This window comes from Pseudomonas sp. GM84 (assembly GCF_000282535.1).
In the GTDB taxonomy this organism is placed as follows: domain Bacteria; phylum Pseudomonadota; class Gammaproteobacteria; order Pseudomonadales; family Pseudomonadaceae; genus Aquipseudomonas.
Genome location: NZ_AKJC01000323.1, coordinates 1 through 19,276, shown reverse-complemented (window position 1 = coordinate 19,276; position 19,276 = coordinate 1). Strand labels below are relative to the sequence as shown.

At 61.6% G+C, this 19,276-nt stretch carries 21 protein-coding genes; 14 read left to right on the top strand and 7 right to left on the bottom strand.

The window, feature by feature from the left end; translation table 11 throughout:
* Positions 1–119: 119 nt before the first annotated feature.
* Positions 120–1,214, bottom strand: coding sequence for an iron-sulfur cluster carrier protein ApbC (gene apbC, locus PMI38_RS23275; protein WP_008099601.1), 1,095 nt, complete (start codon positions 1,212–1,214; stop codon positions 120–122).
* Between the two features lie 156 nt (positions 1,215–1,370).
* On the opposite strand from apbC, the gene metG reads away from it, so the two are divergent.
* From metG to PMI38_RS27305, 7 genes are all read left to right on the top strand, one after another.
* Positions 1,371–3,410 carry a methionine--tRNA ligase gene (gene metG / locus PMI38_RS23270; RefSeq protein WP_008099600.1) on the top strand — a complete coding sequence of 680 codons (2,040 nt, stop codon included), beginning with the start codon at positions 1,371–1,373 and terminating at the stop codon, positions 3,408–3,410.
* An 89-nt stretch (positions 3,411–3,499) separates the two neighbouring features.
* Entirely contained in the window at positions 3,500–4,048 is a 549-nt protein-coding gene (locus tag PMI38_RS23265; RefSeq protein ID WP_043274087.1) for an Rnf-Nqr domain containing protein, read from the top strand.
* A gap of 39 nt (positions 4,049–4,087) precedes the next feature.
* Positions 4,088–5,059: an RnfABCDGE type electron transport complex subunit D gene (locus tag PMI38_RS23260; protein ID WP_008099596.1), complete on the top strand. Its 972-nt coding sequence runs from the start codon at positions 4,088–4,090 to the stop codon at positions 5,057–5,059.
* On the top strand, positions 5,056–5,658 hold the full coding sequence (locus PMI38_RS23255) for an RnfABCDGE type electron transport complex subunit G (RefSeq protein ID WP_008099595.1): 603 nt from the start codon (positions 5,056–5,058) through the stop codon (positions 5,656–5,658). Before PMI38_RS23260 ends, PMI38_RS23255 begins: the two co-directional genes overlap by 4 nt.
* Positions 5,651–6,175, top strand: coding sequence for an Rnf-Nqr domain containing protein (locus PMI38_RS23250; RefSeq protein ID WP_008099592.1), 525 nt, complete (start codon positions 5,651–5,653; stop codon positions 6,173–6,175). The genes PMI38_RS23255 and PMI38_RS23250 overlap by 8 nt, the downstream gene beginning before the upstream one ends.
* Positions 6,176–6,179: 4 nt before the next feature.
* A complete protein-coding gene (gene nth / locus PMI38_RS23245) occupies positions 6,180–6,818 on the top strand; it encodes an endonuclease III (protein WP_008099591.1) in 639 nt (212 codons plus the stop codon).
* Between the two features lie 104 nt (positions 6,819–6,922).
* The gene (locus tag PMI38_RS27305) at positions 6,923–7,099 is read left to right on the top strand and encodes a PA3496 family putative envelope integrity protein (RefSeq protein WP_008099588.1); all 177 of its coding nucleotides are present in this window, start codon (positions 6,923–6,925) and stop codon (positions 7,097–7,099) included.
* Between the two features lie 44 nt (positions 7,100–7,143).
* On the opposite strand, the gene PMI38_RS23235 is transcribed toward PMI38_RS27305, so the two are convergent.
* A complete protein-coding gene (locus PMI38_RS23235) occupies positions 7,144–7,770 on the bottom strand; it encodes a response regulator transcription factor (protein WP_008099586.1) in 627 nt (208 codons plus the stop codon).
* Between the two features lie 317 nt (positions 7,771–8,087).
* On the opposite strand from PMI38_RS23235, the gene PMI38_RS23230 reads away from it, so the two are divergent.
* A complete protein-coding gene (locus PMI38_RS23230; protein ID WP_008099584.1) occupies positions 8,088–8,552 on the top strand; it encodes a hypothetical protein in 465 nt (154 codons plus the stop codon).
* A 61-nt stretch (positions 8,553–8,613) separates the two neighbouring features.
* Here the strand turns inward: PMI38_RS23230 and PMI38_RS23225 are convergent, their stop codons facing one another.
* Positions 8,614–9,831 (bottom strand): argininosuccinate synthase, encoded by a 1,218-nt coding sequence (locus PMI38_RS23225; protein WP_008099582.1) that lies wholly within the window; start codon positions 9,829–9,831, stop codon positions 8,614–8,616.
* A 128-nt stretch (positions 9,832–9,959) separates the two neighbouring features.
* Positions 9,960–10,940: a flagellar protein MotY gene (locus tag PMI38_RS23220; RefSeq protein ID WP_008099580.1), complete on the bottom strand. Its 981-nt coding sequence runs from the start codon at positions 10,938–10,940 to the stop codon at positions 9,960–9,962.
* 130 nt (positions 10,941–11,070) lie between these two features.
* On the opposite strand from PMI38_RS23220, the gene pyrC reads away from it, so the two are divergent.
* Positions 11,071–12,117, top strand: coding sequence for a dihydroorotase (gene pyrC, locus PMI38_RS23215; RefSeq protein WP_008099577.1), 1,047 nt, complete (start codon positions 11,071–11,073; stop codon positions 12,115–12,117).
* 59 nt (positions 12,118–12,176) lie between these two features.
* Complete coding sequence (gene rnt / locus PMI38_RS23210) at positions 12,177–12,788, top strand: ribonuclease T (protein WP_400640950.1); 612 nt, start codon at positions 12,177–12,179, stop codon at positions 12,786–12,788.
* Between the two features lie 177 nt (positions 12,789–12,965).
* Here rnt and PMI38_RS23205 read toward each other — a convergent pair whose 3' ends face one another.
* Positions 12,966–13,568: a peroxiredoxin gene (locus PMI38_RS23205; RefSeq protein ID WP_008099573.1), complete on the bottom strand. Its 603-nt coding sequence runs from the start codon at positions 13,566–13,568 to the stop codon at positions 12,966–12,968.
* Positions 13,569–13,780: 212 nt separating this feature from the next.
* Here PMI38_RS23205 and PMI38_RS23200 point away from each other — a divergent pair, with 212 nt between their 5' ends.
* Positions 13,781–14,002 carry a bacterioferritin-associated ferredoxin gene (locus tag PMI38_RS23200; RefSeq protein ID WP_008099571.1) on the top strand — a complete coding sequence of 74 codons (222 nt, stop codon included), beginning with the start codon at positions 13,781–13,783 and terminating at the stop codon, positions 14,000–14,002.
* 201 nt (positions 14,003–14,203) lie between these two features.
* The gene (bfr, locus tag PMI38_RS23195; RefSeq protein WP_008099568.1) at positions 14,204–14,677 is read left to right on the top strand and encodes a bacterioferritin; all 474 of its coding nucleotides are present in this window, start codon (positions 14,204–14,206) and stop codon (positions 14,675–14,677) included.
* Positions 14,678–14,734: 57 nt separating this feature from the next.
* Here the strand turns inward: bfr and grxD are convergent, their stop codons facing one another.
* Both grxD and PMI38_RS23185 read right to left on the bottom strand, forming a co-directional pair.
* Positions 14,735–15,070 (bottom strand): Grx4 family monothiol glutaredoxin, encoded by a 336-nt coding sequence (grxD, locus tag PMI38_RS23190; protein WP_008099566.1) that lies wholly within the window; start codon positions 15,068–15,070, stop codon positions 14,735–14,737.
* Positions 15,071–15,162: 92 nt separating this feature from the next.
* Positions 15,163–17,271, bottom strand: a complete 2,109-nt coding sequence (locus tag PMI38_RS23185; RefSeq protein ID WP_008099565.1) for a molybdopterin oxidoreductase family protein — start codon at positions 17,269–17,271, stop codon at positions 15,163–15,165.
* A 375-nt stretch (positions 17,272–17,646) separates the two neighbouring features.
* On the opposite strand from PMI38_RS23185, the gene argF reads away from it, so the two are divergent.
* Both argF and PMI38_RS23175 read left to right on the top strand, forming a co-directional pair.
* The gene (argF, locus tag PMI38_RS23180; protein ID WP_008099563.1) at positions 17,647–18,567 is read left to right on the top strand and encodes an ornithine carbamoyltransferase; all 921 of its coding nucleotides are present in this window, start codon (positions 17,647–17,649) and stop codon (positions 18,565–18,567) included.
* Positions 18,564–19,276 (top strand): ABC transporter ATP-binding protein (locus PMI38_RS23175; RefSeq protein WP_008099561.1); only part of this gene is annotated, 713 nt, incomplete at its 3' end. The genes argF and PMI38_RS23175, both read left to right, overlap by 4 nt.

Below are 19,276 nucleotides of genomic sequence, written 5' to 3'. Positions count from 1 at the left end.
TGTGGGCGCCGGCTTGCCGGCGATAGGGCCCGAGCGGGCGTTTGCCTGCCCTGGCCTCATCGCCGGCAGCCGGCTCCCACACCGATTGCACAGGCTCGTAGCCCTGCGCAGCCGTCAGGTCAATCTTCGCTGATGGTAATGCTCGGCATCGCTGGCGCTGCCGCCTCTTGCAACACGATCCGCGCCCCGACCTGACGGGCCAGCTCCTGATAGACCATGGCAATCTGGCTTTCCGGCTCGGCGATCGCCGTCGGCTTGCCACTGTCGGCCTGCTCACGGATCAGCATCGACAACGGCAACGAAGCCAGCAACTCGACCCCATACTGCGCCGCCAGCTTCTCGCCGCCACCTTCGCCGAACAGGTGCTCGGCATGACCGCAGTTCGAGCAGATGTGCACGGCCATGTTCTCCACCACGCCCAGCACCGGAATGTTGACCTTGCGGAACATTTCCACGCCTTTCTTGGCATCGAGCAAGGCCAGGTCCTGGGGCGTCGTGACGATCACCGAACCGGCCACCGGGACTTTTTGCGCCAGCGTCAGCTGGATATCGCCGGTGCCCGGCGGCATATCGATCACCAGGTAATCGAGGTCATCCCAGGCCGTCTGGGTCACCAGCTGCAGCAAGGCCCCGGATACCATCGGGCCACGCCAGACCATGGGCGTGTTGTCGTCGGTGAGGAAGGCCATGGACATGACCTCCACGCCATGGGCCTTGATCGGCACGAACCACTTCTGCTCGCGGATCTGTGGCCGAGTGCCTTCGGCGATACCGAACATCACACCCTGACTTGGCCCATAGATATCAGCGTCGAGAATACCGACCCGAGCACCTTCGCGTGCCAGGGCCAAGGCCAGGTTGGCAGCGGTGGTGGACTTGCCGACCCCGCCCTTGCCCGACGCCACGGCGACGATGTTCTTGACGTTGGCCATGGCCGGCACCTGGGCCTGGGCCTTGTGCGCGGCCACCACGCAGTCGATCGAGACCTGCGCCGATGCGACGCCATCAAGGTTCTCGATCGCGGTTTGCAGCACCTGGGCCCAGCCGTTCTTGAACAGGCCGGCGGCATAACCGAGCTGCAACTGCACAGCGACCTGCCCGCCCTGGATATCGATGGCGCGCACGCAACCGGCGCTCACCGGGTCCAGATTCAGGTAGGGGTCGGTGTACTGGCGAAGCGCGCCTTCGACGGCGGCACGGGTGACGACACTCATGGACACTCCCATTGGCAAACTGAATGTAAAACAGACGCCTATCCTAACCCGTCAATCGTCAGCAGATGCGCGCGCGGGGTGAAATATATTCGCGAGCCCTTTATAGTGGCCGATCACCCTCAATTTTACCCGAGCCGAATAAGTAGCCGAGCCACTATGTCCGAGCCACGTCAGATTCTCGTAACCAGCGCCCTGCCCTATGCCAATGGATCCATCCACCTTGGCCATATGCTCGAGTACATCCAGACGGACATGTGGGTTCGCTTCCAGAAACTACGCGGCAACCAGTGCATCTACGTCTGTGCCGACGACGCCCACGGCTCGGCCATCATGCTGCGCGCCGAAAAGGAAGGCATCACCCCGGAGCAGCTGATCGCCAACGTGCAAGCCGAGCACAGCAGCGACTTCGCCGATTTCCTGGTGGACTTCGACAACTTCCACTCCACCCACAGTGAAGAGAACCGCGAGCTGTCGGGCCTGATCTATTCGCGCCTGCGCGAAGCCGGGCACATCGCCACCCGTTCGGTCACCCAGTACTTCGACCCGGAAAAAGGCATGTTCCTGGCCGACCGCTTCATCAAGGGCACCTGCCCCAAGTGTGCGGCCGAAGACCAATACGGCGACAACTGCGAGAAATGCGGCGCCACCTACGCACCGACCGAGCTGAAGAACCCCAAGTCGGCGATCTCCGGCGCCACCCCGGTACTGCGCGACTCCCAGCACTTCTTCTTCAAGCTGCCGGACTTCCAGGCCATGCTGCAGCAGTGGACCCGCAGCGGCACCCTGCAGGACGCCGTGGCCAACAAGCTCGCCGAGTGGCTGGACTCGGGCCTTCAGGAGTGGGACATCTCGCGCGACGCGCCGTACTTCGGCTTCGAGATCCCAGGCGAACCCGGCAAGTACTTCTACGTCTGGCTGGATGCGCCGATCGGCTACATGGCCAGCTTCAAGAACCTCTGCGCCCGCCGCCCGGAGCTTGACTTCGATGCGTTCTGGAACGAAGGCTCCAAGGCCGAGCTGTACCATTTCATCGGCAAGGACATCGTCAACTTCCATGCCCTGTTCTGGCCGGCCATGCTCGAAGGCGCAGGCTTCCGCAAGCCGACCGCGGTCAACGTGCACGGTTACCTGACCGTCAACGGCGCCAAGATGTCCAAGTCGCGCGGCACCTTCATCAAGGCCCGCACCTACCTGGATCACCTGCAGCCGGAATACCTGCGCTACTACTACGCCGCCAAGCTCGGCCGTGGTGTCGACGACCTCGACCTGAACCTCGAGGACTTCGTGCAGAAGGTCAACTCGGACCTGGTTGGCAAGGTGGTGAACATCGCCAGCCGCTGCGCAGGCTTCATCCACAAGGGCAATGAAGGTGTCATGGTTGCCGGTGATGCTGCACCGGACCTGACCGAAGCCTTCCTTGCCGCTGCGCCGTCCATTGCCGATGCCTACGAAGGCCGCGACTTTGGCCGCGCCATGCGCGAAATCATGGCCCTGGCCGATCGCGCCAACGCCTGGATCGCCGACAAGGCGCCCTGGTCGCTGGCCAAGCAGGAAGGCAAGCAGGAAGAAGTCCAGGCGATTTGCGCCCAGGGCGTGAACCTGTTCCGCCAGCTGGTGATTTTCCTCAAGCCGGTACTGCCGGTGCTGGCTGCCGACGCCGAGGCCTTCCTCAATGTCGCGCCGCTGACCTGGAACGATCACCTGTCGCGCCTGGAAAACCATACGCTCAACCCGTTCAAGGCACTGATGAGCCGTATCGAACCCGCCAAGGTCGAGGCCATGGTCGCAGCCAGCAAGGAAGACCTGCTGGCTACCGAAGCCAAGGCCCCGGCCGGCAACGGCGAATTGGCCAAGGACCCGCTGTCGGCGGAAATCGAGTTCGACACCTTCGCCGCCGTCGACCTGCGCGTTGCGCTGATCGTCAAGGCCGAAGCCGTGCCCGGCGCTGACAAGCTGCTGCAATTGACCCTGGATATCGGCGACGAGCATCGCAACGTGTTCTCGGGCATCAAGTCGGCCTACCCGGACCCCTCCAAGCTGGAAGGTCGCCTGACCATGATGGTGGCCAACCTCAAGCCACGCAAAATGCGCTTCGGTGTGTCCGAAGGCATGGTCATGGCCGCCGGCCCAGGCGGTGAAGAGATCTACCTGCTGAGCCCTGACAGCGGTGCCAAGCCAGGCCAGCGCATCAAGTAACGCCCTCTGCCCCGGCCTTCGCGCCGGGGCATTCGTATCCCCTCTCGGATGGCCGGACGCCCTGGCGAATCACGGCTATCGTCATGTATATGAACGATTATGTCCTGGTCCTGGTCAGTGCTGCGCTGGTCAGCCACATGCTTCTGCAACAACAGCCGCCATCGCGCCTGCGCGTGCAGGTGTGCGGTTTGGCGTGCGCACTGACGATTGCCCTCGGGATAACCGGCGGCCAGGCACTGGAGCGCTGGGTAGTAGCACCTTGGCAGCTTGAAGACCTGCGCCTGTTCCTGCTCCTGCCCTGGCTAGGCTTGCTGGCGTGGAGCGTGCCGCAGGCATTGGCAAGGCTACGTCCGCAATGGCCCAGCGAGGGGCTGGCACTGCCCTTGCTGGGCAATGCCGTGGTACTCGGTTTGTCCCTGCAGGCCATGGTTGAACGGCAGGAATGGCTCGCCACGCTGGGCTGCAGCGTCATGGCCGGTCTTGGCTTCTGGCTGGCGCTGGCACTGTTCGACGACCTGGTGCAACGCAGCGATCACGCCGACATCCCGGCGGCATTGCGCGGCCTGCCCATCACCCTGGTCGGTGCCGGCGTGATGGCCATGGCGTTCTCCGGATTCAACGGATTGTTCACACAATGAGCCTGAATCATCCCATTGACGCTTCGCCGCGGCACGACCATGGCATTACCTGACCCGCGCTTGCGCACTGCCATGGGCCTGGTGCTGCTGGCATGCATCCCGGGTCTCTTGGCATCGTTCTGGCTGCACGGATGGGGCCTGCTGTTCAGCCTGGCGTTGTGCGCCAGTAGCGCGGTGTGCTGCGAAGCCGCGCTGCTGGCCCTGCGCGGCCAGCCAGTGGCGGCCACCTTGAACGATGGCAGCGCCTTGGTGACGGCGGTGCTGCTCGCCGTCGCCCTGCCCACCCAAGCGCCCTGGTGGCTGCCGATGACCGCAGCGGCGATTGCCATCGGCTTCGGCAAGCAAGCGTTCGGTGGGGTGGGCCGCAACCTCTTCAACCCGGCGATGCTGGGCTACGCCTTCGTGCTGCTGAGTTTCCCCCTGCAGATGAACCATTGGCCAGCACAACCACCGGGGTTCGTCGACAGCCTGCACCTGGTGTTTGGCGGGGGTGAGCAGATCGACGCCTGGGCCCGACCAACCGTGCTGGACGGCCTGCGTCACAACCGCAGCCTGACCATCGATGAACTGTTCGCCAGCCACCCGGGCTTCGGCACCGTTGGTGGGCGTGGCGTCGAGTGGGTCAACCTGGCATTCCTGCTCGGCGGGTTGTTCCTGTTGCAGCGCAGGGTATACAGCTGGCACGCACCTGCGGGCTTGCTGGCAGGGCTGATGCTGTTCAGCCTGCTGGCATGGAATGGCTCCGGCTCGGATTCGAATGGCTCACCACTGCTTCACCTGTTCTCCGGCTCGACCATGCTGGCAGCCTTTTTCATCGCCACCGAACCCGTGTCCGGCCCGAAGGCCGGCTTGGCCAGGCTACTGTTCGGGCTTGGTGCGGGCATGCTGATCTACCTGATACGCACCTGGGGCAGCTACCCGGACGGCACGGCATTCGCCATCCTGTTCATGAACCTCTTGGCCCCCGCCCTTGATCGGCTCGCCCTGCGACGCCAGCAGGCCGCGCCATGAGCCCGCACATTCGCAATACCGCCTGGCTGCTGCTCGTGGCCGGGCTGGCCGTGGCGACAACCTTGGCATGGAGGCAATGGACCCGCCCGACCATCATCGAAGCCGAACAGCAGTTGCATGCGCGCCAGTTTCTCGCGGTCCTGCCTGAGCAAACCTACGACAACCAACCCCTGAACACGCCGCTGCCGCTTCCTGGGGAGCAACCGTTGCACAGCCGGATAACGGCTGCCTACCGCGCCACCCTGGGGACGCTGCCCACGGCGGTGGTAATGGTGAGCCAGGTCCAGGGCTACAACGGGCCCATCCGACTGACCATCGCCATCAGTGCGGATGGGCGGTTGATCGGCACGCAGGTGATCGAGCAACAGGAAAGTCCTGGCCTTGGAGCCCGCATCAGCGACCCACAGCTGAACTGGCTGGGGCAATTTTCCAACCGTCGCCTGGACGACCGCTGGGCGCTCAAGCGCGACCAGGGCGACTTCGACCAGCTGGCTGGGGCGACGGTCACCTCTCGTGCCGTGATAGCAGCGCAGCAGGAGGCACTGGTGTATTTTGACCAGCATCGCACGCTGTTGCTCGGAAGCCCCGCCCATGAATAGGCATTGCCTGCTGGTGGCCGGCCTTGCGCCGCTGCTGGGCGCCACCCAGACCTTCTCCCGGGCCGCCACACTGGGCGTGGCCATGCTGACGTTGAGCCTCCTTCACCAGGCGTTGCTGGCCCCCTTGCGCGGCAGGCTCAGCGGTGCGACGTACTGGCTGGCAAGCCTGTTGCTCCTTGCTGCCCTGGCCAGCTGCCTGCAGCTTGCGCTGCGCGCCTGGGCACTGCCGCAGGCCTTGTCGCTCGGTTACTTCCCCGCCCTGATCTGCCTGCAATGCCTGGCTGCAGACCAGCTGTTGCCTGCCGAGGGGCGCTGGCGCCAACTGCTCGTGCACCTGGCTGGCCTGCTACTGCTCTATTTGCTGCTCGGCGCCAGCCGTCAATGGCTGGACCAGGGGTTGGGCCTGCACACCGCCGCCCTGTGTTCCGGCGCGCTGCTACTGCTCGGCGGACTGTTGGCCTTGTACAATCGCCTGCGTCTGGGCCGCGCCCCCTCTCGTCGTCAAGGAACCCGTTGACCCCATGAATGCCGCCAAACGCCTGGAGATCTTTCGCAGGCTGCACGAAGACAATCCCGATCCAAAGACGGAATTGGCTTACACCACCCCTTTCGAGCTATTGGTCGCCGTCACGCTGTCGGCACAATCCACCGACGTTGGCGTCAACAAGGCCACCGCACGTCTGTTTCCAGTCGCCAATACCCCGCAAGCCATCTACGCACTCGGCGTCGAAGGGCTGAGCGAGTACATCAAGACTATCGGCCTTTACAACAGCAAGGCCAAGAATGTCATCGAAGCCTGCCGCTTGCTGATCGAACGCCATGGCGGCGAAGTACCGCAAACCCGTGAGGCGCTAGAGGCGCTACCGGGGGTTGGCCGCAAGACCGCCAACGTGGTCCTCAACACCGCTTTCCGTCAGCCAGCCATGGCCGTGGACACACACATTTTCAGGGTCAGCAATCGCACCGGTATCGCGCCAGGCAAGACCGTGCTTGAGGTCGAGAAGAAACTCCTGAAGTTCGTGCCCAAGGACTACCTGCTCGATGCGCATCATTGGCTCATTCTGCACGGGCGCTATGTGTGCCAGGCGCGCAAGCCTCGATGCGGCAGTTGCCGGATCGAAGACTTGTGCGAATACAAGCAGAAGACTTCTGACGATTGATTCGATAGCGAACAGGCATGGGTTGCGATTGAAAAAATCTTTTTTACCACGCTTCGCTTTCTGGTTATAAGGACGGCCAATGGCCCATTGGCTTGGAGCGACCCATGAGTACCGACAAAGACGACCTCTCGATCGAAGATGACTTTGCCACCGCTGACGACGACGCGGAACCGCAGGTGGAACCCGCAAAAACCAACCTCAGCAAACGTCGCACCATTGACAACCTCCTGGAAGAACGCCGCCTGCAGCGGCAACTCGCCGAGTTCGACTACGACCTGTAGCCCTGACGGAAAGCCTCCATACGGAGGCTTCCTGCATTCAGGTTTCACGTCAGGCCGTGTCGCCGGGCCAGCTCGATCAGATCCACCAGCGAGTGGGCGTTCAGCTTCAGCAACAAGCGGGTCTTGTAAGTACTGACTGTCTTGTTGCTGAGGAACATGCTCTCGGCGATTTCCTTGTTCGACCTGCCACGCGCCAGTTGCTGCAACACCATCATCTCCCTTGCCGACAGGCGATCGACCATCTCCATTTCACTGCCCGCGCCCACTCGGCCACGAGACTTGTGCAAAGCCTGATTGGGAAAATAGCTGTAGCCAGACAACACGGCTTTGATGGCGCTGAGCAGTTCGGTGAGTTCCTGCTGTTTGCACACGTAACCTGCAGCACCCGCCTGCATGCAACGCATCGAGAAGTGCCCGGGTGCCTGTGACGTCAACACCAGCACTCGGCTGCCGGGACTGGCTGATGATAAACGGGCAATGACCTCCAGCCCGTCAAGTTTGGGAATACCGATATCCAGCACCACGATATCGGGGAGGTGTTCCCGCGTAAGCTGCAAGGCTGCCACTCCGTTGTCGGTTTCCGCGACCACATCGTAGCCATGCCGCTCCATCAGCATGCGCACTGCCAGGCGTATGACCGGGTGGTCATCCACGATAAGGACTTTATTCATGCGATATCCATTCATTCATTATTTTGCTTTAACGACGCTTCACCATAACCGAGCCGCACGCTCAGTGGCGTGTCAAATACCAGAGCAAATACATGAATAGATGAGCCTTACGTCGCTTTAGGAATTTTCCTACAAGTAAGAATTTACAACTTCCTTGCCCAGTCGATTAGCACCAGGGCAAGCCAGTTACTTTTGCAACAACGACATTCAACAACAAAGAAGATAGCGGGATCATTTTCATGGCGCGGAAAGAGTCCAGCCTTCGGCTGAGAGGGACACTCTGGTATTGATGGGCAAAACCGCAGGAGGCCGCCACCTTGACCAGCCAACCCGCAGCCCCGCTGACCATCATCGCCATCTTCGCCGGCATCATTGAATCCTCTGCCCTGGCGACACTACCTTTCCTGAGCGAGGAAAGTCAGACCCTATACACCTGGTTTCTGGTGGGTTTTCCGTTTTTTTTGACTGCGCTTTTTTTTCTGACGCTTAACTTCAACTACAAATCGCTGTACAAGCCCGAAGACACCAATCCCCTGAAAGTAGAGGCCACCCGTACGCCTGCAAGTAATGGCCAGCTACGGTCCTCGACTGAAGCAGATCCTGTCACTGTCATGCTTTCCGGCCCTGATGTGCAAAAGAGGATTGCCGAGCAGTTACTTCACGCCATGGCTCAGCCTCATGAGTCGGGCCGCACCTGGCTATTCTGCAACCTGGAGAATCAACAATATTTTCGGTTGTCGGTTGGCGACCTTTCGGACAACACGACATCACGCATGAAGTGACCACGCAAAAAAAACCCCGACCTGAGTCGGGGTTCTTTACTGCCTGCAGCTCAGCTCTGCGTTAGAGCATGCCACGGCCTTTGTTGGCCGCGATGCGCATGCGCAGCGCATTGAGCTTGATGAAGCCTGCGGCATCGGCCTGGTTGTAGGCGCCGCCATCTTCCTCGAAGGTCGCAATGTTGGCATCGAACAGCGAATCGTCCGACTTGCGGCCGACCACGGTGACGTTGCCCTTGTACAGTTTCAGGCGTACCACACCATTCACGTTGACCTGCGAAGCGTCGATCATTTTCTGCAGCATCAGACGCTCCGGGCTCCACCAGTAGCCGGTGTAGATCAGGCTGGCGTACTTCGGCATCAGCTCATCTTTCAGGTGAGCGACTTCGCGGTCCAGGGTGATCGACTCGATGGCACGGTGGGCCCTGAGCATGATGGTGCCGCCTGGGGTTTCGTAGCAGCCACGCGACTTCATGCCTACGTAACGGTTCTCGACGATGTCCAGGCGACCGATGCCGTTGGCACCGCCAATACGGTTCAGGTCGGCCAGCACGGTGGCGGGAGACTTCTCGACACCGTCGATGGCGACGATGTCACCGTTGCGGTAGGTGAGCTCGATGTAGGTCGCCTGGTCTGGGGCGTTCTCCGGCGAGACGCTCCAGCGCCACATGTCTTCTTCGTGCTCGGTCCAGGTATCTTCCAGGACACCGCCTTCATAGGAGATGTGCAGCAGGTTGGCGTCCATCGAGTACGGCGACTTCTTCTTGCCGTGGCGCTCGATCGGGATGCCGTGCTTCTCGGCGTAGTCCATCAGCTTCTCGCGGGACAGCAGGTCCCACTCGCGCCATGGCGCGATGACCTTGACGCCCGGCTTGAGCGCGTAGGCACCCAGTTCGAAACGTACCTGGTCGTTGCCTTTGCCGGTGGCGCCGTGGGAAATGGCGTCGGCGCCAGTTTCGTTGGCGATCTCGATCAGGCGCTTGGCGATCAGCGGACGGGCGATGGAAGTACCGAGCAGGTACTCGCCTTCGTAGACGGTGTTGGCGCGGAACATCGGGAAGACGAAATCACGCACGAATTCTTCGCGCAGGTCGTCGATGTAGATCTCTTTGACGCCCATAGCCTGGGCTTTGGCGCGAGCCGGCTCGACTTCTTCGCCCTGCCCCAGGTCAGCGGTGAAGGTCACCACTTCGCAGTTGTAGGTATCCTGCAGCCACTTGAGAATCACCGAAGTATCAAGGCCGCCGGAATACGCCAGTACGACCTTTTTTACGTCCGCCATGCCATCACTCCACGGGGTTGTACGGAAAAGGCCCGATTCTACCGGCGTTGCGGAAAAATTTACAGTGGGGCGACAGCTTCTGACGACAAAGCGACAGGAATTGTCGAGGGCGCGACGTCCTGTCGCACTCAGGAGGCTTTCGCCCCCGTTGCATCAGGGATGGTGCCTGGGGCAGTGGCCGCAGGGGCCGCAGCGGGCGCCGCAGAGGGCGCCGGAACGGATTGCTGGGCCGGCTGGACGCCAGGCTTGTCGACCGGAGTCACGCGGTCCAGTTCGATATTCACGCGTCGGTTGCGTGCGCGGTTGCCAGCGCTGTTGTTTTTCACCAACGGATACCGCTCGCCATGGAAGCGCACGGTGATTTGATCTTCCGCTATGCCATGGGCAACGAAGTAGTCGGCTACCGCCAGCGCGCGGCGGCGCGAGGTGTCACGGTTGGTCAGGCGATTACCGCTGTTGTCCGAGTGGCCGTTGAGTTCGATGTGATTGACCGTCGGATCGGCCTTGAGATAGTCGACGATCAGATCCAGGCGCGCCCGGGCCGCAGTGTCCAGGTCGATCCCCCCTCCAGGGAAGCTGACCTGGGTCTGGCGCACCTGGTCATAGTTCATCGCCAGCATCTTGCCGGCGCACGCCTGATAATCGCTGTAGGCCTTGGCAAAACTCACCGGCAGCACCCGCACTTCCATCGCCCGCCCGCCTTCGCCGGCGTAACTGCGTACCACGGTGCTGCGCCCATCGAGCAAGCCACTGATCAGACGGCTGGCCTGGCCTTGAGAAGAGGTGAACAACACACCGTTGCGCGCCATGCGCACGGCGCCGAGGTTGATATCGCCCCGCACTGGCTGCCAGGGTGCTGCCGCCGCCAGCAAAGTGGCCGAGCCGGCGCCGAGGACATTGCTGTCCGAGCGCAGCTGGAACACCGGCTGCTCGCCCGCCCGACGCACGAACTCGCCACTGCCGAAACCGTCGATCGACTGGATCAGACGGCATTCGAACTGGTCACCCTCGACCTTCCAGGCGATGTTCTCCATGCGGGTCTGGAAAGTCAGTGCGCCGGCCGGCAGGCTGGCGAACAGGGTCAACAGGGCTAGGTAACGCTGGCGCACGGGCGGCTCCACTCTTTCTGACGGCTTACCTGCAGGCTATCGGACGCTCGGCGGAAAACTTGATAGCCGTGCTCCGCCCAGGGTTTTCCGGTAGCATTGGCGCTTGAGTTCGACCCGCCTGGAATCCCCAATGTCCGATCGCCTGACCCTCCTGCGTCCCGACGACTGGCACATCCATCTGCGCGATGGTGCCGTCCTGCCCCATACCGTTGGCGATGTGGCGCGTACCTTCGCCCGTGCCATCATCATGCCCAACCTGGTTCCGCCGGTGCGCAATGCCGTCGAAGCTGGCGCCTACCGCGAGCGCATCCTTGCCGCCCGCCCGGCCGGCAGCCGCTTCGAGCCGCTGATGGTGCTGTACCTCACCGACCGCACCAGCCCCGAGGACATCCGCGCGGCCAAGGCCAGCGGCATCGTGTACGCCGCCAAGCTGTACCCGGCCGGCGCCACCACCAACTCCGATTCGGGCGTGACCAGCATCGACAACATCTTCCCGGCCATCGAAGCGCTGGCGGAAACCGGCTTGCCTTTGCTGGTACACGGCGAAGTGACGCGCAGCGAGATCGACGTGTTCGACCGCGAAAAGCGCTTCATCGACGAGCACATGCGCCGCCTGGTCGAGCGCTTCCCGACGCTGAAAGTGGTGTTCGAGCACATCACCACGGCGGACGCTGCGCAGTTCGTCACCGAGGCTCCGGCCAACGTCGGTGCGACCATCACCGCCCAGCACCTGCTGTACAACCGCAACCACATGTTGGTCGGCGGTATCCGCCCGCACTTCTACTGCCTGCCGATCCTCAAGCGCAACACCCATCAGGTGGCGTTGCTGGACGCAGCCACCAGCGGTAACCCGAAGTTCTTCCTCGGCACCGACTCGGCACCCCATGCCCGTCACGCCAAGGAAGCCGCCTGCGGTTGCGCCGGTTGCTACACCGCCTATGCGGCCATCGAGATGTACGCCGAAGCCTTCGAACAGCGCAATGCGCTGGACAAGCTGGAAGGTTTCGCCAGCCTGCACGGCCCAGCCTTCTATGGCCTGCCGGCAAATACCGACACCATTACCCTGGTCCGCGAAGAATGGACCGCCCCGGAGAGCCTGCCATTCGGCGAGCAGACCGTGGTCCCGCTGCGCGCCGGTGAGAAACTGCGCTGGCGCCTGCTGGAGGACAATGCGTGAGCGAAGACCTCTACGAAGACGACCAGGACGGCCAAACCGGCAGCGGCTCGCGCCACCCGATGGCCGAGCGCTTCCGTGGCTATCTGCCAGTGGTGGTGGATGTCGAGACCGGCGGCTTCAATAGCGCCACCGACGCCCTGCTGGAAATCGCCGCCGTGACCATCGGCATGGACGAGAAAGGCTTCCTGTTCCCCGAGCACACCTACTTCTACCGGGTAGAGCCGTTCGAGGGCGCCAACATCGAGCCCGCTGCCCTGGAGTTCACCGGCATCAAGCTGGACCACCCGCTGCGCATGGCGGTGAGCGAAGAAAGCGCGCTCACCGACATCTTCCGTGGCGTGCGCAAGGCCCTCAAGGCCAATGGCTGCAAGCGGGCGATCCTGGTCGGCCACAACAGTAGCTTCGACCTGGGCTTCCTCAATGCGGCGGTGACACGCAACGACCTCAAGCGCAACCCGTTCCACCCGTTCTCCAGCTTCGATACCGCCACCCTGGCGGGCCTTGCCTACGGCCAGACCGTGCTGGCACGCGCCTGCCAGAGCGCCGATATCGACTTCGACGGGCGTGAGGCGCACTCGGCGCGTTATGACACCGAGAAGACCGCCGAGCTGTTCTGCGGCATCGTCAATCGCTGGAAAGAGATGGGCGGCTGGCGCGACTTCAACGATTGAGTCGAGGTCCCCATCGCCGGCAAGCCGGCTCCCACAAGAACTCCACAATGCTCAAGCCTGTGGTGATCCTGTGGGAGCCGGCTTGCCGGCGATGAGGCCAGAACAGGCACTGGAAGCCTTGAATTCCAAGCATAAAAAAACCGGCCACGAAGGCCGGTTTTTTTATGCGCTCGGCAATTACAGCTTGCCAGCGTTCTCGCTCAGGTAAGCAGCAACACCTTCCGGCGAGGCATTCATGCCCTTGTCGCCTTTCTTCCAGTTGGCCGGGCAGACTTCGCCGTGCTCTTCGTGGAATTGCAGGGCGTCAACCAGACGCAGCAGCTCGTCCATGTTACGGCCCAGTGGCAGGTCGTTGATGATCTGCGAGCGAACAACACCGTTGGTGTCGATCAGGAAGGCGCCACGGAAGGCCACGCCGCCTTCGGACTCGACGTCGTAGGCCTTGCAGATTTCGTGGGTCATGTCGGCCGCCAGGGTGTACTTCACCTGACCGATGCCGCCGTTGTTGACCGGGGTGTTACGCCAGGCGTTGTGGGTGAAGTGCGAGTCGATCGACACGCCGATCACTTCGACGTTGCGCGCCTGGAAGTCCGGGATGCGGTTGTCCAGGGCGATCAGCTCGGACGGGCAGACGAAGGTGAAGTCCAGTGGGTAGAAGAACACCAGGCCGTACTTGCCCTTGATGGCCGAGGCCAGGTTGAAGCTGTCGACGATTTCGCCGTTGCCCAGCACGGCTGGAACGGTGAAGTCGGGGGCTTGTTTGCCAACGAGTACGCTCATTGTAATCTCCTGATGAGGGTGAAGAACCGTTTGCCGGGCCAAGCAGGCTTGCCCGACATCCAACAAAGGCCGACCATCATACACGGCTTCTGATGACAGGCCGAATTCAACCGCCGGTCGCTCAAGCACGGCCATCTCAGAAAGTCCTTTGACAAGCATTCTCATTAACATTAAGCTCCAATCCATCGACTCAACCGCGATGGTCAGCCCTTATGTATGTGTGTCTTTGTGTCGGCGTTACCGACGGACAGATCCGCGATGCGATCTATGAAGGATGCTGCAGTTACAAGGAAGTGCGCGCTGCGACCAATGTCGCCAGCCAATGTGGCAAATGCGCCTGCCTGGCCAAGCAGGTGGTTCGTGAAACGATCACCGAGTTGCAGGTGAGCCAACAAGCCGCCCTGCCCTACCCGGTGGAATTTACTGCCGCTTGATGTTACCGAATTTGAAGAACCGGACCTCGTGTCCGGTTTTTTTATGCCTAAAATTCAATAAGTTAGCGTTCCAACGCGGTTCACAAACATTCTTATTCCTATTAATTTTCACTTATTATTCAAGAACTTAGGTTTGACAGGCCTATGTATCGGGCTCAAACTTCTCTGTATTGGCATACTTCAACAGGGCAGGAACCCGAAATGAAAGGCGACGTAAGCGTCATCCAGCATCTCAACAAGATCCTCGGAAACGAGCTGGTCGCGATCAACCAGTACTTCCTGCACGCACGCATGTACGAAGATTGGGGCCTGAACAAGCTCGGCAAGCACGAGTACAAGGAATCCATCGACGAGATGAAGCACGCTGACAAACTGATCAAGCGTATTCTCTTCCTCGAAGGCATCCCCAACGTCCAGGACCTGGGCAAGCTGCTGATCGGCGAGCACACCAAGGAAATGCTCGAGTGCGACCTGAAGATCGAAAAGCAGGGCCTGGTCGACCTGAAAGCCGCTATCGCCCACTGCGAAACCGTCGGTGACTTCGGCTCGCGTGAAATGCTGGAAGACATCCTCGAATCCGAGGAAGAACACATCGACTGGCTGGAAACCCAGCTGAGCCTGATCGACAAGATCACCATCGAGAACTACCTGCAGTCGCAGATGGGCGAAGAGTAATTTTCGCAGGCAAAAAAAAACCCGCCTTGAGCGGGTTTTTTATTGCCTGCCTGATGATCAGGCTTCGGCAGCCTTGGCCTTGGCGGCGGCTTCCTTGATCAGGGTCTGCAGCTCACCCTTCTCGAACATTTCCAGCATGATGTCGCTACCGCCGACCAGCTCGCCCGCTACCCACAGTTGCGGGAAGGTTGGCCAGTTGGCGTACTTGGGCAGGTTGGCGCGGATTTCCGGGTTCTGCAGAATGTCGACGTAGGCGAACTTTTCGCCACAACCCATCACAGCCTGCGATGCCTTGGCCGAGAAGCCGCACTGCGGGGCATTCGGCGAGCCTTTCATGTAAAGCAGAATGGTGTTGTTGGCAATCTGCTCTTTGATCGTTTCGATGATATCCATGTAGCACCTCGGCTGAACTTTCCGACATGGTCGTCGGCACGGTGACGCATTGTATCGGAAAGCCGAGCGGCGTGCTCGGCCTCTGCCATCGCTCAGGCGGCCTCCACCTGCACAGGCACGCCATTGAGCGCGGCGTTGCCGGAAACCTGGTCGCGCAAGCTCTCATCGGTCAGGTCGTTGGCACTTACCCCCGGCTGCGACTGGGCAATCTGCAGGTGCACGCCCAGGCGACCATGGCCGAATCCATGGGGCAGGCTGACCACACCGGGCATCATGTCTTCGCAGGCTTGCACTTCGACTTCCAGCACGCCGGTGCGCGAACGGATACGTACTCGCTGGCCATCCTCCAGGTGTCGTTGCTGCAGATCCTGCGGGTGCATCAACAAGTGATGGCGCGGCTTGCCTTTCACCAGGCGATGGAAATTGTGCATCCATGAGTTGTTGTTACGAATGTGTCGACGGCCGATCAAGAGCAAATCACCTGCCGCCGGTGGTGCCTGACAGGCAAGCCGGTGCAAGTCGTCCAGCAGCACCTGAGGCGCCGCCTCGATCATCTTGCTGGCGGTCCCCAGACGCGGGCCGAGGTTGGCCCGCAGGGGGCCGAGGTCAAGACCGTGGGGATGCTGGTCCAGGGTCTCCAGCGAAAGCTTGAAGGCGCAGGCATCACCGTAGCGCCCCTTGCGCAATGCCAGGTCTATCATCTGTGCCGGCGGCTGGGTCGGCTTCAGTTCCAGCCCCGCACGCTCGACAAACGCCCGCGCCAGGCCTACGAAAATTTCCCAGTCATGCAGCGCTCCGTCCGGCTTGGCCAGAATGGCCCGGTTGAAGCGCGTGACGTTGCGTATCGCCAGCAGGTTGAAGGTGCTGTCGTAATGGTCGTTTTCCAGCGCCGAGGTGGATGGCAGGATCAGGTCGGCGTGGCGGGTTGTTTCGTTGATATAAAGGTCGATGCTGAGCATGAACTCCAGCCCCTGCAGCGCCCTGTCGAGTTGACGACCGTTGGGGGTCGACAGCACCGGGTTACCCGCCACGGTCACCAGTGCGCGTACCTGACCTTCGCCAGGCGTGAGCATTTCTTCAGCCAACGCCGCCACCGGCAGCTCTCCACCGTATTCGGGCAAGCCCGACACTCGGCTCTGCCACGCATTGAAGTGACCGCCAGACGTGCTCGCCACCAAGTCGACGGCAGGCTCGGTGCACAACGCCCCGCCCTCGCGATCAAGGTTGCCCGTGACCAGGTTGATCAATTGCACCAGCCAATGACACAAGGTGCCGAAGGCTTGGGTGGAGACCCCCATGCGGCCGTAGCAGACGGCTTTGTCGGCAGCGGCGAAATCCCGTGCCAACTGGCGAATGTCCGCTGCGTCGATGCCGCAGTGCGCACTCATGGCCTCGGCGCTGAACGGCACGATCGCCTCGCGAACCTGCTGCAGGCCATTTACCGGCAAGTGGGTGCCGCGCGCCAGGCCTTCGTCGAACAGGGTATTCAGCAGGCCGCACAGCAAGGCCGCGTCGCCACCGGGGCGCACGAACAGGTGCTGATCGGCCATCGCCGCCGTTTCGCTGCGCCGCGGATCTATCACCACCAGTCGCCCACCCCGTGCACGCAGGGCCTTCAGGCGTTTTTCCACGTCCGGCACGGTCATGATGCTGCCATTGGAAGCCAGTGGATTGCCCCCGAGAATCAGCATGAACTGGGTGTGATCGATATCGGGGATCGGCAAGAGCAGGCCGTGGCCGTACATCAAGTGACTGGTCAGGTGCTGGGGCAACTGGTCCACCGAAGTGGCGGAGAAACGGTTGCGGGTCTTGAGCAAGCCAAGGAAATAGTTGCTGTGGGTCATCAACCCGTAGTTGTGCACGCTGGGGTTGCCCTGGTACACCGCCACGGCGTTGCGCCCATGGGCCTGTTGTATCGCCCAGAGCTTGTCGGCGGCCAGGGCGAACGCTTCGTCCCAGCTGATAGCCTGCCATTGATCGCCAACCCGTTTATGCGGTTGGCGCAGGCGGTCGGGATCCTGCTGGATATCCTGCAGTGCCACGGCCTTGGGGCAGATGTGGCCACGGCTGAAAGGATCGTCTGGGTCGCCCTTGATCGAGCTGATGCGCGCGGGTTCGCCCGGCTCATGGCTGACTTCGATGTTCAGCCCGCAGATGGCTTCGCACAGGTGACAGGCACGGTGATGCAGGGTCTTGGTCATGGCCGCCTCTGCCTTGTTGTTGTCGAAGGGTGACTATGCGCCCTGCACCGGTGCCCATCCAGCCAGCTTCGTGGCGTGAATCCCGCGACATCAGGCACACGATTCACGCCAGCCTACGGCAAAGCCATTTGCCAAATTGCCAGCAAGCCGTGTACAACCCCTGTAGCAAATAAAAAACAGCAAGGGTTCAACGGGTAAATACACCCTTTACAGCAGAGCCGCTGTTTCCCCTCTTGGTTTTAGGCGACATTTAATTATAGTATTGCGCCTTTCCCTATTTCGTCCGCCCCGTGCGGCTTACGCCGCAGGTCACTCCCGTTGTCAAAAAAAACCATACGGTCGACCTGCATACCGTTGCAGATAAGGTAGTCAATCATGAGCGCTAGGCACTTTCTCTCCCTGCTGGACTTCACCACCGACGAATTGCTCGGGGTGATCCGCCGAGGCATCGAGCTGAAGGACCTGCGCAAGCGAGGCGTGCTGTTCGAGCCGCTGAAGAATCGCGTACTGGGCATGATCTTCGAAAAATCCTCGACCCGTACCCGCGTGTCGTTCGAGGCCGGCATGATCCAGCTCGGTGGCCAGGCCATCTTCCTGTCCCCACGCGACACTCAGCTGGGCCGTGGCGAGCCGATCAGCGACAGCGCCATCGTGCTCTCGAGCATGCTCGATGCGGTCATGATCCGTACCCACGCCCACAGCACGCTCACCGAATTCGCCGCCAATTCGCGGGTACCGGTGATCAACGGCCTGTCGGACGAATCGCACCCTTGCCAGCTGCTGGCCGACATGCAGACGTTCCTCGAGCACCGAGGCTCGATTCAGGGCAAGACCGTGGCCTGGATCGGCGACGGTTTCAACATGTGCAACTCGTACATCGAGGCAGCCCGGCAGTTCGACTTCCAGCTGCGCATCGCCTGCCCCGAGGGTTATGAGCCGGACCCACGCTTCATGGCACTGGGCGGTGACCGGGTACAGATCATCCGTGATCCGAAAGAAGCCGTGCGCGGCGCCCACCTGGTGACCACCGACGTCTGGACTTCCATGGGTCAGGAGGAGGAAACTGCACGGCGCCTGGCGCATTTCGCGCCTTACCAGGTCACCCGCGAACTGCTTGACCTGGCGGCACCCGATGCCCTGTTCATGCATTGCCTGCCCGCCCACCGCGGTGAGGAAATCAGCCAGGACCTGCTCGACGACCCACGTTCGGTCGCCTGGGACCAGGCTGAAAACCGGCTGCATGCGCAGAAGGCCCTTCTCGAATACCTTGTCGAACCGGCTTACCACCACGCATGAGTCAACCCCTACTGCTCAACCTGCGCAACCTCGCCTGCGGCTACGGCGACCAGCGCATCGTCCAGAACCTCAACCTGCACCTCAATGCAGGCGACATCGGTTGCCTGCTGGGGTCTTCGGGATGCGGCAAGACCACCACCCTGCGCGCCATCGCTGGCTTCGAGCCGGTGCACGAGGGTGAAATCCAGCTGGCCGGCGAGGTCATTTCCCGCGCCGGCTTTACCCAGGCACCGGAAAAACGTCGAATCGGCATGGTGTTCCAGGACTATGCGCTGTTCCCACACCTGACCGTGGCACAGAACATTGCCTTTGGCATCGCCAAGCACCCGCGCCAGGCGCAGGTGGTCGAAGAGATGCTGGAGCTGGTCAAGCTCGGCGGTCTGGGCGGTCGCTACCCGCATGAACTGTCCGGTGGACAGCAACAGCGCGTCGCACTGGCCCGTGCACTGGCCCCGGAGCCGCAACTGCTGCTGCTCGACGAGCCGTTTTCCAACCTCGACGTGGAGCTGCGCCGGCGCCTCAGCCATGAGGTCCGCGACATCCTCAAGAGCCGCGGCACCAGCGCCATCCTGGTCACCCATGACCAGGAAGAAGCGTTCGCGGTCAGCGACCATGTGGGGGTGTTCAAGGAAGGTCGCCTGGAGCAATGGGACACGCCCTACAACCTCTACCACGAACCGCAGACACCGTTCGTCGCCAGCTTCATCGG

What these genes read in the sequence shown, in the direction of transcription:
- apbC (WP_008099601.1), bottom strand. Translation starts at nt 1,214, where the DNA reads ATGAGTGTCGTCACCCGTGCCGCCGTCGAAGGCGCGCTTCGCCAGTAC.
- metG (WP_008099600.1), top strand. Translation starts at nt 1,371, where the DNA reads ATGTCCGAGCCACGTCAGATTCTCGTAACCAGCGCCCTGCCCTATGCC.
- PMI38_RS23265 (WP_043274087.1), top strand. Translation starts at nt 3,500, where the DNA reads ATGAACGATTATGTCCTGGTCCTGGTCAGTGCTGCGCTGGTCAGCCAC.
- PMI38_RS23260 (WP_008099596.1), top strand. Translation starts at nt 4,088, where the DNA reads ATGGCATTACCTGACCCGCGCTTGCGCACTGCCATGGGCCTGGTGCTG.
- PMI38_RS23255 (WP_008099595.1), top strand. Translation starts at nt 5,056, where the DNA reads ATGAGCCCGCACATTCGCAATACCGCCTGGCTGCTGCTCGTGGCCGGG.
- PMI38_RS23250 (WP_008099592.1), top strand. Translation starts at nt 5,651, where the DNA reads ATGAATAGGCATTGCCTGCTGGTGGCCGGCCTTGCGCCGCTGCTGGGC.
- nth (WP_008099591.1), top strand. Translation starts at nt 6,180, where the DNA reads ATGAATGCCGCCAAACGCCTGGAGATCTTTCGCAGGCTGCACGAAGAC.
- PMI38_RS27305 (WP_008099588.1), top strand. Translation starts at nt 6,923, where the DNA reads ATGAGTACCGACAAAGACGACCTCTCGATCGAAGATGACTTTGCCACC.
- PMI38_RS23235 (WP_008099586.1), bottom strand. Translation starts at nt 7,770, where the DNA reads ATGAATAAAGTCCTTATCGTGGATGACCACCCGGTCATACGCCTGGCA.
- PMI38_RS23225 (WP_008099582.1), bottom strand. Translation starts at nt 9,831, where the DNA reads ATGGCGGACGTAAAAAAGGTCGTACTGGCGTATTCCGGCGGCCTTGAT.
- pyrC (WP_008099577.1), top strand. Translation starts at nt 11,071, where the DNA reads ATGTCCGATCGCCTGACCCTCCTGCGTCCCGACGACTGGCACATCCAT.
- rnt (WP_400640950.1), top strand. Translation starts at nt 12,177, where the DNA reads ATGGCCGAGCGCTTCCGTGGCTATCTGCCAGTGGTGGTGGATGTCGAG.
- PMI38_RS23205 (WP_008099573.1), bottom strand. Translation starts at nt 13,568, where the DNA reads ATGAGCGTACTCGTTGGCAAACAAGCCCCCGACTTCACCGTTCCAGCC.
- PMI38_RS23200 (WP_008099571.1), top strand. Translation starts at nt 13,781, where the DNA reads ATGTATGTGTGTCTTTGTGTCGGCGTTACCGACGGACAGATCCGCGAT.
- bfr (WP_008099568.1), top strand. Translation starts at nt 14,204, where the DNA reads ATGAAAGGCGACGTAAGCGTCATCCAGCATCTCAACAAGATCCTCGGA.
- grxD (WP_008099566.1), bottom strand. Translation starts at nt 15,070, where the DNA reads ATGGATATCATCGAAACGATCAAAGAGCAGATTGCCAACAACACCATT.
- PMI38_RS23185 (WP_008099565.1), bottom strand. Translation starts at nt 17,271, where the DNA reads ATGACCAAGACCCTGCATCACCGTGCCTGTCACCTGTGCGAAGCCATC.
- argF (WP_008099563.1), top strand. Translation starts at nt 17,647, where the DNA reads ATGAGCGCTAGGCACTTTCTCTCCCTGCTGGACTTCACCACCGACGAA.